At 65.5% G+C, this 12,752-nt stretch carries 13 protein-coding genes; 1 reads left to right on the top strand and 12 read right to left on the bottom strand.

The window, feature by feature from the left end:
• Nucleotides 1–3 precede the first annotated feature (3 nt).
• The 5 genes from NGK62_RS19210 to NGK62_RS19190 form a co-directional block, all read right to left on the bottom strand.
• A complete protein-coding gene (locus NGK62_RS19210; RefSeq protein WP_088140813.1) occupies nucleotides 4–1,335 on the bottom strand; it encodes an MFS transporter in 1,332 nt (443 codons plus the stop codon).
• Between the two features lie 147 nt (nucleotides 1,336–1,482).
• Entirely contained in the window at nucleotides 1,483–2,436 is a 954-nt protein-coding gene (locus NGK62_RS19205) for an N-carbamoyl-D-amino-acid hydrolase (RefSeq protein WP_118934278.1), read from the bottom strand.
• 18 nt (nucleotides 2,437–2,454) lie between these two features.
• Entirely contained in the window at nucleotides 2,455–3,711 is a 1,257-nt protein-coding gene (locus NGK62_RS19200) for a M20 family metallo-hydrolase (RefSeq protein WP_251879861.1), read from the bottom strand.
• Nucleotides 3,708–4,955 (bottom strand): diaminopropionate ammonia-lyase, encoded by a 1,248-nt coding sequence (locus tag NGK62_RS19195; protein WP_251879859.1) that lies wholly within the window; start codon nucleotides 4,953–4,955, stop codon nucleotides 3,708–3,710. The genes NGK62_RS19200 and NGK62_RS19195 overlap by 4 nt, the downstream gene beginning before the upstream one ends.
• A gap of 19 nt (nucleotides 4,956–4,974) precedes the next feature.
• On the bottom strand, nucleotides 4,975–5,823 hold the full coding sequence (locus NGK62_RS19190; protein WP_082400960.1) for a MurR/RpiR family transcriptional regulator: 849 nt from the start codon (nucleotides 5,821–5,823) through the stop codon (nucleotides 4,975–4,977).
• A 188-nt stretch (nucleotides 5,824–6,011) separates the two neighbouring features.
• Between NGK62_RS19190 and NGK62_RS19185 the strand changes: the two genes are divergently transcribed.
• Nucleotides 6,012–6,398 carry an I78 family peptidase inhibitor gene (locus tag NGK62_RS19185; protein WP_059380390.1) on the top strand — a complete coding sequence of 129 codons (387 nt, stop codon included), beginning with the start codon at nucleotides 6,012–6,014 and terminating at the stop codon, nucleotides 6,396–6,398.
• A 37-nt stretch (nucleotides 6,399–6,435) separates the two neighbouring features.
• On the opposite strand, the gene NGK62_RS19180 is transcribed toward NGK62_RS19185, so the two are convergent.
• The 7 genes from NGK62_RS19180 to NGK62_RS19150 all read right to left on the bottom strand — a co-directional run bounded on the left by NGK62_RS19180 (nucleotide 6,436) and on the right by NGK62_RS19150 (nucleotide 12,488).
• The gene (locus tag NGK62_RS19180; RefSeq protein WP_118934272.1) at nucleotides 6,436–7,401 is read right to left on the bottom strand and encodes a LysR family transcriptional regulator; all 966 of its coding nucleotides are present in this window, start codon (nucleotides 7,399–7,401) and stop codon (nucleotides 6,436–6,438) included.
• Nucleotides 7,402–7,446: 45 nt separating this feature from the next.
• Nucleotides 7,447–8,181 (bottom strand): amino acid ABC transporter ATP-binding protein, encoded by a 735-nt coding sequence (locus NGK62_RS19175; RefSeq protein ID WP_118934270.1) that lies wholly within the window; start codon nucleotides 8,179–8,181, stop codon nucleotides 7,447–7,449.
• An 11-nt stretch (nucleotides 8,182–8,192) separates the two neighbouring features.
• The gene (locus NGK62_RS19170) at nucleotides 8,193–8,882 is read right to left on the bottom strand and encodes an amino acid ABC transporter permease (RefSeq protein WP_013394168.1); all 690 of its coding nucleotides are present in this window, start codon (nucleotides 8,880–8,882) and stop codon (nucleotides 8,193–8,195) included.
• Complete coding sequence (locus NGK62_RS19165; protein WP_118934268.1) at nucleotides 8,875–9,564, bottom strand: amino acid ABC transporter permease; 690 nt, start codon at nucleotides 9,562–9,564, stop codon at nucleotides 8,875–8,877. Before NGK62_RS19165 ends, NGK62_RS19170 begins: the two co-directional genes overlap by 8 nt.
• Before the next feature lie 120 nt (nucleotides 9,565–9,684).
• Entirely contained in the window at nucleotides 9,685–10,506 is an 822-nt protein-coding gene (locus tag NGK62_RS19160; RefSeq protein WP_165867950.1) for an ABC transporter substrate-binding protein, read from the bottom strand.
• Between the two features lie 51 nt (nucleotides 10,507–10,557).
• Nucleotides 10,558–11,811, bottom strand: coding sequence for an aminotransferase class I/II-fold pyridoxal phosphate-dependent enzyme (locus NGK62_RS19155; protein ID WP_251879857.1), 1,254 nt, complete (start codon nucleotides 11,809–11,811; stop codon nucleotides 10,558–10,560).
• Nucleotides 11,808–12,488: an RraA family protein gene (locus NGK62_RS19150; protein ID WP_118934265.1), complete on the bottom strand. Its 681-nt coding sequence runs from the start codon at nucleotides 12,486–12,488 to the stop codon at nucleotides 11,808–11,810. Before NGK62_RS19150 ends, NGK62_RS19155 begins: the two co-directional genes overlap by 4 nt.
• Nucleotides 12,489–12,752 lie beyond the last annotated feature (264 nt).

Below are 12,752 nucleotides of genomic sequence, written 5' to 3'. Positions count from 1 at the left end.
CGCCTAGCGGTTGACCAGGCTCTTCGGCACGCGGTACACCAGCACCGCCCCGATCAGCGTGAAGCTGGCCAGGAAGTACATGCCCCAATCCGTCGAGCCGGTCAGGTCCTTGATCCAGCCGATCGCATACGGGCTGACAAAGGCCGCCAAGCCGGCGAAGGAATTGATCCCGGCTATGCCCGCCGCCGCGCTCTTGCCTTCCAGGAACGCCGTCGGCAGGCTCCAGAACAAGGGCGAGCACACCATGCAGCCGGCGGCCGCCACCGACAGCATGGCCACGGCCAGCATCGGGTTATGGCTGAACAGCGTGCTCAGCGCCAGGCCCGTCCCGCCCACCAGAAACGGCACGATCATGTGCCAGCGGCGCTCCCGCACCGCGTCCGAATGGCGGCACACCAGCACCATCGAGATCACCGCGCAGACGTTCGGCACCGCCGTCAACAGGCCGATGTCCAGCAGCGACACCACGCCAGTGGAACGGATCACCGACGGAATCCAGAACGCCAGGCCCGACAAGCTGGACACCGTGCAATAGCAGATCAGCGCCATATGCACGACGCGCCTGTCCTTGAGCAAGGTCAGCATGGACACGTGCTCGGTCTTGGCGGTCTTCTCGCTCTGCAGGTTCTGGCCCAGCCGCGACTTCTCCGCGGGCGACAGCCAGCGCGCGTCGTCGATGCGGTCATCCAGGTACCAGAACACCGCCAGGCCCAGCAGCACCGAGGGAATCGCCTCGATGATGAACATCCACTGCCAGCCGGCCATGCCGTGCGTGTCATGGAACGCCTCCATCACCCAGCCCGACAGCGGCCCGCCCAGGATGCCGGCAAACGGCACCGCCGTCATGAACACCGCCACGATCTGCCCGCGCCGGTTCGACGGAAACCAATAGGTCAGGTACAGGATGATGCCGGGATAGAACCCGGCCTCGGCCGCCCCCAGCAGGAAGCGCAGGATGTAGAACTGCGTCGGCGTCTGCGTCAGGGCCATGGCGGCCGAGATGATGCCCCACAGGATCATGATGCGCGCCAGCGTCTTCTTCGCGCCGATGCGGTGCATCAGCACATTGCTCGGCACCTCGAACAGGAAATAGCCGATGAAGAAAATGCCCGCGCCCAGGCCGTACACCGTTTCGCTGAACTTCAGATCGTCCAGCATCTGCAGCTTGGCAAAGCCGACGTTCACGCGATCCAGGAACGCCGCGATGTAGCACACCATCAAGAACGGCAGCAGCCGCCACGCCACCTTCCGATACAGCGCATCATCCCGCGCCGCCAGGGGATCCTTGTCTGCGGCAACCGGAGGCGCCGCAATGCTCTCGACTGACTGGTCCATATTTTCACCTTGGGGTCTGTGTTTTTTTAGGCCGAACGCTCCCCTGCAGGCGCTCGGGGCGCCCGCATGCTGTTTTTTATGGGAAGGGAACGTCCGGGCCGGTTATGCGGACGGTCTATCGACCGTCCGCGCTGGCCGCGCCGCAGGTCAGGCGGTTACCGCCGCCTCCGGCGCAGGTTCCACCGCGCCTCTGCGTTCCGTGATCAGGCCGTAAGCCTCGGGACGCCGGTGGCGGTCGAAATTGAAAGTCGTGCTCTTGTAGGACAGGCACAGGTCCAGGTCGCAGCGCGCGATCGCCAGCTCATCGCCCTTGGTCGAGCAGGCGGCGACGATCTCGCCCGACGGCGCGATGATGCAGCTGCCGCCTATCATCTCGCAGCCCTCTTCCTTGCCGGCCTTGGCCACGCCCACCACCCAGGTACCGTTCTGATAGGCGCCCGCCTGCATCACCAGATGGTTGTGGAACATGGACAGGTCGTCGTGCTCGGGCGCCGGCGGGTTGTGCACCGGCGTGTTGTAGCCCAGCAGGATCATTTCCGCGCCTTGCAAGCCCATGACCCGATAGGTCTCGGACCAGCGGCGGTCATTGCACAAGGCCATGCCCATCACGCCGCCAAAGCCGCGCCAGACGTCGAACGAGTCGCCCGGCTCGAAGTAGTGCTTTTCCAGGTGCTGGAAAGCGCGCCACGGCTCGTGCTCGGCATGCCCGGGCAAATGCACCTTGCGGTACTTGCCGATGATGTCGCCGTTCTGGTTCACCAGGATCGACGTGTTGAAGCGGCGCTTGACGCCCTGCTCCAACGCCAGCTCCGCATAGCCCAGGTAAAAGCCTATGCCCAGCTTGCGCGCGGTCTCGAACAGCACCCGGGTCTGCGGACCGGGCATCTCGCTTTCATAGAACGCGTCGATCTCGGCCGGATCTTCCATGTACCAGCGCGGAAAGAAAGTCGTCAGCGCCAGCTCCGGGAAAACCACCAGCTGGCAGCCCATGGCATGGGCCTGGCGCAGATGCGCGAGCAGGCGCTCGACGACGTCGCGACGCGTGTCGCTGCGCTGGATCGGCCCCAGCTGCGCGGCCGCGACATTGATGATGCGTGACATGTTCAGTCTCCTACGGTTTCATTGTTCTGCGAGTTCGAGCATCAGTTCCAGCAACACGCCGGCGCCCGCCTCGATATCCTGGTCCTGCGTGAATTCGGCGACGTTGTGCGACAGCCCGCCCACGCTGGGCACGAACACCATGCCCGTCGGGCACATGCGCGCCAGCATCTGGGCATCGTGCCCGGCGCCGCTGGGCAGCCGCCGCACGCGGTGCCCGCGGCTGCGCGCGATGTCCTCGACCCGGCCGACGATGGCCTCGTCGAACGCCACCGGCGCAAAATCGGCCAGCACCCGATGGCTCACCTCCACCCCTTCATCCGCGGCAACCTGCGCCGCATACGTCATGCAGCGTGCAATCGCCTCCTGCAAGGCCGCGCCGTCGGTGTTGCGCAGGTCCAGCGTGAAGGTCGCGCGGTTGGGGATGACGTTGATCAGGTTGGGAAACAGATTCACCTGCCCCACAGTCGCCAACTGGCCCGCCCCCAACTCGACGGTCAGATCCCGCGCAAAGCACGCGATGCGCGCCGCCACGATGCCGGCGTCATGGCGCAACGCCATCGGCGTGGTGCCGGCATGGTTGGACACCCCGCGCACGGTGAACTCGATCCAGTGGATGCCCTGCACGCCCGTCACTGCGCCGATGGTGTAGCCCTCATGTTCCAGCACCGGCCCCTGCTCCACATGCAGTTCAACAAAGGCATGCACCTGGTTATTGCCTACCGGGGCCGTCCCGGCATAGCCGATGCGGGCCAGGTTCTCGCCCACCGAGGTGCCGTCTATGCCGACCGTGGCCAGCGCGTCCTCCAGCGCCAGGTCGCCCTGGAACACCAGGCTGCCCATCATGTCCGGCGCAAAGCGCGCGCCTTCCTCGTTGGTGAAGAACGCCACCGCTATCGGCCTTTCAGTGACCACGCCCGCGTCGTTCAACGCCGCCACCACTTCCAGCCCCGCCAGCACCCCCAGGTTGCCGTCATAGCGGCCGCCGGTGCGCACCGTGTCGATGTGCGACCCCGTCATCACGGGCGGACCGGCCTTGCGCCCGGCCCGCAGGCCCACCACATTGCCGATGCCGTCCACCGTCACGGCCAGGCCCAGTTCGCGCATCCACCGCACCACCAGGTCGCGTCCCTGCCGGTCCGCGTCCGTCAGCGCCAGGCGGCACACGCCGCCGCCCTCGATGGCGCCGACCTGCGCCAGATCGGCAATGCGGCGCAACAGGCGGGCGCCATCGATCCGCACGGCCTCGCGGCCGGCCTCAAGCGTGACGCCAGTCATGCCACGGCCTCGGCTTCGACTTCGGCGGCGCTCCGGCCGACGATGCGTTGATACAGTTCCGGGTCGGTCGCCCCTTCGCTGCCGAACACCAGCACGCGGCTGTCAGCGTCCAGGCCCAGCGCATCGCGCACCGCCGGATCGGCCAGCGCCGCCAGGCAGCCGGTCAGCCCCGCCACGGCCGACTCGCCCGCGACGATGGGCGCGTCGCCATACTTGCCGCTTGCCAGCAAACGCACCGTCTCCAGCGCCGCCTCGTCGTCAACCGTCAGGAAAGCCTGCGCGCCGGGATGCAGCACCTCCCACGCCAGCAGCGACACTTCCCCGCAGGCCAGCCCGGCCATTACGGTATCCAGATCGCCGTGCACCGCCACCGGCTTGCCGGCGCGGGCGCTCTCGTACAGGCAGGCCGCCTTGTCCGGCTCAACCACGATGAAACGCGGACGGCGCTCGCCCAATTGCTCCCAGAAATGCGCGCAGACCGCGGCGGCCAGCCCGCCCACGCCGCCCTGCAGGAACACGTGCGTCGGCAATTCGCCATCGCCCGCCTCGCGCAACTGGCGCAAGGCCTCGTCCGCCATCACGGCGTACCCCTGCATCACGTCCTTGGGCACCTCCATATAGCCGGGATACGACGTATCCGAGACCACATATCGCCCAAGCCGCGCCGCGTCTTGCGCCGCCTGGCGCACCGAGTCGTCGTAGTTCCCCGGCGTACGCACGACCTGCGCGCCGTATTGCTCGATCGCCCGCTTGCGGCCTTCGCTGACCGTCGCGTGGATGTAGATCACGCACTGGCAACCGAAGCGTTGCGCGCCCCAGGCCACCGAACGGCCGTGGTTGCCGTCCGTCGCGCAGGTCACCGTCATGGCCTGCGTCAGCTCCCGGTAGCGGCCGGACAGCAAGTCGTCCACCGACAGATCGTCGCGCCCCAGCTTGACCGCCAATTCCCGCAGCAATTGGCGGCTGACGGCATAGGCGCCGCCCAAGGCCTTGAAGCTGCCCAGCCCGAAGCGGCCGCCCTCGTCCTTGTACCGGATGCCCGCCACGCCCACGGCGCGCGCCAGGCCCGACAGATCGCGCAACGGCGTAGGCTGATAGCCGGGCCAGCGGCGGATCTGCGCCTCGGCCTGCGCATAGGCCTGGCCGCCCAGCACGTCCAGCTGCCGTTGGCCGTAAGGCGCGGCGGGTTCGAAGGCCGGATTGGGCGCGTACTGCAGCCGGACGTTCGGAATGGGATGGTTCAAGTCAGTCTCCTCTTGGAATTCAGCGATGCAAGTCGCCGTAGTGTTCGTGCAGGCGTTCTATGTTCTGCAGACGTTCGCGCGCGGCCGCCCCGAGTTTTCGGGCCAGGGCCGAGCACAGATGATTGATGACGCTGGTGGCCGCGACGTAGGAATCGAACACGGCCGCGCCGCTGTTCACGCATCGCAGCACCAGGTCCGAGCGCGCGGGCAATTCGGTGGCGGTGGGATCGGTCAACACCACGACCTTCGCGCCCACCCGGTTCGCATGTTCGACAATGGGCTTGAGCAGCGTGACGCGACGCCGGAAATCCATCACCAGCAACACGTCGTCAGGGCCCAGATCAGCCAGATCCTCCGCCAGGTTCAAACCCGCGCCCGGCACCAGCGCGACCCCGTCGCGCAGCTGCGTCAGCAAGGCCCAGGCGTACTGCGCCAGCACCCGCCCATTGCGAAAGCCCGCAATGCAGATGCGGCGAGCGCCAGCGAACAGCTCGATGGCCCGCTCCACGTCGCGGCTGTCCAGGCGCTCGAAGGTCTGCGCCAGGTTCTGCAAGTCCGTGGCCAGATGCTCCGCCAACGCATCCCCCGTCGCGTCCGGCGGACGCACGCCCGCCATCTCGTACAGCGGAGACCCGCGGTCGGCCTCGTCGCGCGCCTGCGCCCGCACCTCGTTGAAGTTCTCGTAGCCCAGACGCCGGAAGAACCGCCCCGCCGTCGCCTTGGACACGCCCGCCTTCTGCGCCAGCTCGGCGCCCGAATAGGCCGCGATATTGCCCAGGCACTCCAGGGTCACGCTGGCCAACCGCTGCTCGCTGTCCGTGAAGCTGTCCTGCAGCGCGAGGATGCGCTCCTGCAACACCGAAGTCATGATGATCCCGCCTATGAAACTATGGTTTCAGAAATATATTCTTATGAAACTTTAGTGTCAATGCAAAATTTGGATCATCGAAGCCGCGCTCAGGAACGGCGCTTGCGGCCCTGCCCGGCGTCGGTCACAGCGCGCCCGCGCTGGTCTATCATGGCTTTTTTCAGACGTGTTGTTGTAAGGAGCGTTACATGATCCGAAAGCTGATCCCTTTCCTGCTGGTCGCCAGCCTGACCGCGTGCGCCAACACCGGCGCCCCGCGCTCATCCAGCGCGCCGGCAGCGTCCAGCTCCTCCAGCTCCTCGTCCGCAGCTGACGCCGGAACCAGCTATGGCGGGTCGTCCTACGGTTCTTCGTCGTCCATGGGCGGCGGCAAGACCTGCGACGCATCTTCGCTGCAATCCCAGATCGGCCAGAAAGCCACTGCGTCCGTGATGGAAGACCTGCGTACCCGCAGCGGCAGCAGCACTGCGCGCATGCTGCGCCCAGGGCAATTGGTCACGATGGAGTACAACGCTACGCGCTTGAATTTGATCGTGGATGATAAGGACGTCATGACCGCGATTCGCTGCGGTTGATGACCAAAGGCGGGGCCGGTGCAACGCCGGCACCGCGCTACGCCTGCGGCGGCCTGACCGCCGGCGGCACATGGGGCAGGAATGCCCCCGCCACCTCGAAAGCGCATTCCTCGCGCGCGATATCGATCACCCGGGCCACCACCGGGTTGACGATGTTCTTCTTGTGCACCGCGTAGTAATTGATCGTGGGCAGGTCGGGCTGCACGTCCAGCTGGCATAGCGCGCCGCGCTCCACCAGCGGCGCGAAATACGCACCCGGCAGATAGCTGATGCCCAGGCCCAGCATCGTCAGCTGCGCCATCATCCCCAAACTATTACAGGTCAGCACACGCTTGACCGGCAGGCCCTGTTCCGCGAACCAGGCATCGTACAGATGCGACAAGGCCGAATTGGTGGGTTGCGAAATCACCGGATACGGCGCCAGGTCCTGCGGCGTCAGCTTCGCGGAAAAATCGATGTCCAGGGCCGGGCTGGCCATCCAGACGTTGGTGACCGCGCCCAGGTGCACGCAATCGTATTGGTAGCCCCAGAACGGGCCGGGCATGATGGCCAGGTCCAGTTCATCCTGCTCCAACCTTTCGTACAGCGTGATGCCGCCGTCGATCTCCGGCATCAGTTGCACGCGCGGATAGCGCAGGCTGATCTGGCTGATCAGCCGCGCCAGCCAGGTCATGCCCACCAGTTCCGTCACGCCCAGCCGCACCACGCCTTCGAAGCTGGCCGGATCGGCCATGTTCTGCACGATGCGGCTATTCAGGTCCAGCATCTCGCGCGCCAGCTCGTACAGCTTGCGGCCCTGCGCGGTCATGATCAGCTTCTTGGCGCGGCGCTCGAACAGCGGCGCGCCGGCGAAGGCTTCCAGTTCGCCCACCCGTTTGGCGACCGCCGACTGGGTGGTGTGCAATTTGCGGGAAGACGCGCTGAAGCTGCCCAGCTGGGAACTCCAGTAGAAAGCCTCTAGCTGTTTGAGGGTGTACATCGCGGCGGTCGATGCGAAGCGCATGGAAACCCTCACCTTACCATCATGGCAACGCCCGCCGCCCCCGCCTCAGCCGCGCGGATGCAGGATGTCGGCCAGGAAGCGCTGCGCCCGCGGATGCGAGGGCGCGCTGAAGAAGCGCTCGGGCGTGTCCATCTCCAGGATCTCGCCCGCGTCCATGAAGACCACCCGGTCGCACACGTCGCGCGCAAAGCCCATTTCGTGGGTCACGCACACCATGGTCATGCCGTCCTTGGCCAGGCCCTTCATCACCTGCAGCACCTCGCCCACCATCTCCGGGTCAAGCGCGCTGGTCGGTTCGTCGAACAGCATCACTGGCGGCTGCAAGGCCAGCGCCCGGGCGATCGCCACGCGCTGCTGCTGGCCGCCCGACAGCGAACCCGGATAGGCGTCGATCTTGTGCTCCAGACCCACCCGCGCCAGCAGACCGCGCGCCAATTCGACGGCCGCCTTGCGCGGCTGCTTGCGGATGCTGACCGGCGCAAAAATCACGTTTTCCAGCACGCTCATATGGGGAAACAGATTGAACTGCTGGAACACGAAACCGATCTGCTGGCGCAGCGCGTTCAGGTCCGAACCCTTGGCGTAGATGTCCTTGCCGTCGATCAGGATGCGCCCCTTCTCGATCGGCTCCAGCCGGTTGATGGTGCGGATCATGGTCGACTTGCCCGAGCCCGACGGGCCGCAGACCACCAGCACCTCGCCGCGCGCCACCGAAAGATCCACGTCCTTCAGCACATGATGCGCGCCGTACCACTTGTTCACTTTTTCAAGATTGATCATGTTTTGTTCCTTCAAGCCATGGCGCGCGAGCGGCGGATACGCAGGTCCAGCCAGCTCAGCCCGCGGCTCAGGCTGAAGCACACCAGGAAATAAATGATGGCCAGGATGCCGAAAACCTGCAGCGGCTTGGTCAGCACCAGGTTGTTGACCTGATTGGCCGCGAAGGTCAGCTCGTTGACGCTGATGACATAGCCCAGCGACGTCTCCTTGATGGTGGAGACGAACTGGCTGGTCATGCTGGGCAGCACGTTGAACAGCGCCTGCGGCAGCACTACCCGGCGCATCGTGGTCCAGTAGCCCACGCCCAACGAGCGCGAGGCCTCGATCTGGCCGCGCGGCACCGCCTCGATGCCTGAGCGGATCACTTCCGACAGATAGGCGCTTTCATAGACCACCAGCGCGAAGATCAGCGTCCAGAAGCCGCTGATCACCTGGCCGGTCAGCTTGGGCACCACGAAGTACGCCCAGAAGATCAGCATCAGCAGCGGCATGCCGCGCACCACGTTGACCAGCGCCTTGCTGGCCGTGCGCAGCCAGCCGTAGGGGCTGACCCGCGCCAGCGCAATCAACAGCGCCAGCGGCAGCGACAGGGCCAGGCCGCAAGCGGCCAGGATCAGCGTCAGCGCCAGGCCGCCCAGCGGCCCGTTGGGATATTGGCCGACCAGCAGCGTGGGCCAGTATTGAGACAGTAGATCAAGCACCGTGGCCTCCCCGGTTCAGGCGATAGCGGTCATAGACGCGCGATCCAATCAGCATGATGAGGAACGATCCCAGCAGGTACATGATCGTGGCCGCGCCAAAGGTGGCAAAGGTGCGGTAGGTTTCGTTTTCGATCTCGCGCGCCTGGTAGGTCAGCTCCATCACGCCGATGGCCATGGCCACGCTGGTGTTCTTGAACAGCAGCAGCGCGCGCCCCACTAGCGGGGGAATCGAAATCCGCACCGCCTGCGGCACGATCACGAAACGCATGCATTGCAGATAGCTCGCGCCCAGCGCGCGGGCAGCCTCGAACTGCGTAAAGGGAATGGCGCGCAAACCGCTGCGGATGTCCTCCGCGATATAAGCGGCCGACCCCAGCGCCAGCGCAATCGCCGCCAGCGACATCTCGGCGTTGTGCTGGTACAGCCACATGCGGAAACCTTCCGGCAGCAGCTCGGGCATGCCGAAGTACCAGAACAGCACCTGCACCAGCAACGGCACGTTGCGGTGGTATTCCACATAGGCGTCGACCAGCCAGCGGCAAGGCGCCAGATTGGTCGCGCGCACCACCACCAGCGTCACCGCGATGGCAAAGGCCATGACCCAGGCAACCAGGAACAGCTGTACGGTCACCGCCATGCCGCTCAGCAGCAGCTGGTATTGGGAAGCGTCAAGTAGGCTCATAAAACAATCAATCTCCTGCTATCGCGAGGCTCAGGCCAAACGCCACGGGTTCCGGCCGCCCGCTGCATGCGGCGCCGGAACCCGTGACGTGGGACTCGCGGTGGTACTTCCGGACCCTGCTCAGCCCGCGATCGGGCCGATCTTGAAGCCGCGCTCCAGCTTGTACGGCGTCTCCGGACCAAACCACTTGTCGAACAGCTTGGCGGCCACGCCCGAGGCCTCGGCCTCGTCCAGCGCCTGGTTCACCGTTTCCAGGAAGCGCGGCTCCGTCTTGCGCACGCCCAGGCCCCAAGGCTCGTCGAACACCGACTTGGCGATCACGCTGACGGGCGCCGTGGGCGGACTTTGCAGCACCAGGCGCACCAACACCAATTCGGAAGCGAACTGTGCGTCCACCTTCTTCTGCTGCAGGGCCAGATAAGTGGCCGAGCTGTCGCCATAGCCAATCACCTGCGACTTATCCAGGATGCGCTTGATCTCGCGTTCCGAGCTGGAACCCTTGGTCGCGCCGATGCGGCGGCCGTTCAGCGATTCCACCGTCTCCAGGCCCGAATCCTTGCGCACCAGCAGCTTCTGCGGGCTCACGTAGTAGGCGTGGCTGAAAGCGATCTGCTGCGCGCGGTCGGGCGAAAAACCCAGGTTGGCCGCCAGGATGTCGACCCGACCTTCATTCAATTCCGGCACCCGCGCCGCCACCGACAGCAGCTTGTAGCTGATCTTCACGCCCAGCTTGTCCGCAACCAGCTTGCAGACATCCACGTCGTAGCCCACCAGCTGGCGCGTCGCCGCGTCCTGGAAGCTGAACGGCTGCGACGTGCCCAGCGTGCCGCAAATCAGCTCGCCGCGCGCCTTGATGTCATCCACCTGGTCGGCCTGGGCCGAGGCGCCCAGGACCAGCGTAGCCAGGCCCAGGCAGGCAGCGAAAAGAGTATGGCGTTTCATGCTTGATTCCCCTTGTGTGGTTGTGTGGTGTACGGAATGCCCGCCCTGCCCTCAGGCCAGCTTGGCGCAGGCTTCCCGGATGGCCGAGCAGCCCTGCTTGATATCGTCCAGCGACGCCGCGAACGACAGCCGGAACGTGCCCGGCGCGCCATAGGCATGGCCGTCGATCACGGCCACGCCGGCTTCGCGCAGCAGATAGTGCGTCAGGTCGGTATCGGTCGCGATCACGTCGCCCGCCGGCGTCTTCTTGCCCAACAGGCCCGAGCAGTCCGGGAACACGTAGAACGCGCCCTGCGGCACGACGATCTCCAGGCCCGGCGTACCCGCCAATTCCGCAATCGCCAGATCGCGGCGCTGGCGGAACACCTGGGCAAACTCGGCCACGCAATCCTGCGGACCCGACAAGGCCTCAAGCGCCGCCGCCTGACTCACCGACGACGCGCCCGACGTGCTCTGCGACTGCAGAATCGCCATCGCCTTGATCAACTCGTCAGGACCCGCGCCGTAACCGATGCGCCAGCCCGTCATGGCATAAGCCTTGGACACGCCATTGACCACCAGCGTGCGCGCCGCCAGCTCCGGCGCGACCTGCAGCGGATGCACCGTCGGCTCGTCCGTGAAATTCAGGCGGGCGTAGATATCGTCCGTCATCAGCCAGACATGCGGATGGCGCTTCAGCACCTCGGCCAGGCCGCGCAGCTCGTCCGCAGTGTAGACCGAGCCGGTCGGATTGCTGGGCGCGTTCATCATCAGCCACTTGGTGCGCGGCGTAATCGCGCGCTCCAGCGCCTCGGGCGTGACCTTATAACCCGTCGCCGGCGTAGTCTCCACCGCCACCGGCACGCCGCCATTGACCAGCACCATGTCCGGGTACGACACCCAGAACGGCGCCGGGATCAGCACCTCGTCGCCATCATTCAGCGTCGCCGCCAGACCGTTGAAGATCACCTGCTTGGCGCCCGTGCTGACGATGATGCGCCCCGCCGGATAATCGACGCCCGTCGCTTCCAGCAAATGCTGGGCGGCGGCGCGGCGCAGCGGCACTGTGCCCTGGGCCGGCGGATACTTGGTTTCGCCGCGGTTCATGGCCGCGGTGGCTGCCAGGCGGATGTGCTCCGGTGTGGAGAAGTCCGGCTCGCCGATGGTCAGATCGATGATGCGACGGCCCTGTTCGCGCAGTTCGGCGATGATGGCGCGCGCAGCGACGCTGGGCGAAAGTTTGATGCGCTTGATGCGGTCAGCGACGATGCTGGTGGGCTGCGGGGTTTGGGTTTGGGTTTGGGTTTGGCTCGGGGTCTGGCTCATTTCGCGGCTCCCGTCTTCTCAGCCAAAGTCTTCTCCAGCCAGGGCTTGGTATAGGTGCCGGCGCGCAGCTTTTCCTTCGCCACCGCCTCGTCGGACTCCTTCTTCTGAGCCAAAGCCAGCACGGCCGCCGCATGCTCTGCGGGAATCACCACCACGCCATCCGCGTCACCCACCACCACGTCGCCCGGGTTGACCACCTGGCCACCCACCGATACCGGCACATTGATCTCGCCGGGACCATCCTTGTACGGTCCCTTGTGCGACACGGCCCGCGCATAGCAACCGAACTCGCCCTGCGCGAACACATCCAGATCGCGCACCGCGCCATCGATCACAAAACCTTCAATGCCGCGCGACTGCGCATCCATCATCATCAGCTCGCCCACCAGCGCATTGCTGGTATCGCCCGCGCCATCGACAACAATCACGTCGCCCGCGCCGCCCAGCGAAATCGCCTTGTGGATCATCAGGTTGTCGCCCGGCCGGGTCTTGACGGTCAGCGCCAGGCCCACCGTGCGCTGATTGCAGGCATGCAGCGGACGCAGCCCGCTGACGCCATACAGGCGGTTCATGCAATCGCTGATCTGGGCCGAGCCGATGGCTGCGAAACCGGCCAGCACGTCGGCAGCGACGGCCGGGCCGGTACGGGGAAGAATGCGGTATCCGATGGGATTCATAAGTCTGGGGTAAATGCGTGGACAGCGTTAAGCGAACACGCATTACAAGGCCCCAGGGGGTGTTCCTCAAAACGATATAAATTCCCGGTTATGTAGGAATTTTATTCGTGGATGATGGCGGATAGGGTTATCCCTTATTCGCACTTGGGCGTTTGGTCGCCGCCGTTGGGACTGCGCACCTCCGCCAACACCACTGTCGGAAGGAGAAAGTGATGTCCGCGTCGGCCTCGGCATCAACTGCCCCGCTTGGTATTCCGGTGGCAA

Origin of the sequence: Achromobacter sp. Marseille-Q4954, from assembly GCF_943737025.1 — a bacterium.
Classification (GTDB): domain Bacteria; phylum Pseudomonadota; class Gammaproteobacteria; order Burkholderiales; family Burkholderiaceae_B; genus Achromobacter; species Achromobacter bronchisepticus_A.
The sequence above is the reverse complement of the archived record's forward strand: the minus strand, read 5'-3'. Positions and strand labels throughout refer to the sequence as shown.

Bases quoted from the DNA above. Each gene is read 5' to 3' on its own strand.
- NGK62_RS19210 (WP_088140813.1), bottom strand. From the start codon at position 1,335: ATGGACCAGTCAGTCGAGAGCATTGCGGCGCCTCCGGTTGCCGCAGAC.
- NGK62_RS19205 (WP_118934278.1), bottom strand. From the start codon at position 2,436: ATGTCACGCATCATCAATGTCGCGGCCGCGCAGCTGGGGCCGATCCAG.
- NGK62_RS19200 (WP_251879861.1), bottom strand. From the start codon at position 3,711: ATGACTGGCGTCACGCTTGAGGCCGGCCGCGAGGCCGTGCGGATCGAT.
- NGK62_RS19190 (WP_082400960.1), bottom strand. From the start codon at position 5,823: ATGACTTCGGTGTTGCAGGAGCGCATCCTCGCGCTGCAGGACAGCTTC.
- NGK62_RS19185 (WP_059380390.1), top strand. From the start codon at position 6,012: ATGATCCGAAAGCTGATCCCTTTCCTGCTGGTCGCCAGCCTGACCGCG.
- NGK62_RS19180 (WP_118934272.1), bottom strand. From the start codon at position 7,401: ATGCGCTTCGCATCGACCGCCGCGATGTACACCCTCAAACAGCTAGAG.
- NGK62_RS19175 (WP_118934270.1), bottom strand. From the start codon at position 8,181: ATGATCAATCTTGAAAAAGTGAACAAGTGGTACGGCGCGCATCATGTG.
- NGK62_RS19165 (WP_118934268.1), bottom strand. From the start codon at position 9,564: ATGAGCCTACTTGACGCTTCCCAATACCAGCTGCTGCTGAGCGGCATG.
- NGK62_RS19160 (WP_165867950.1), bottom strand. From the start codon at position 10,506: ATGAAACGCCATACTCTTTTCGCTGCCTGCCTGGGCCTGGCTACGCTG.
- NGK62_RS19155 (WP_251879857.1), bottom strand. From the start codon at position 11,811: ATGAGCCAGACCCCGAGCCAAACCCAAACCCAAACCCAAACCCCGCAG.
- NGK62_RS19150 (WP_118934265.1), bottom strand. From the start codon at position 12,488: ATGAATCCCATCGGATACCGCATTCTTCCCCGTACCGGCCCGGCCGTC.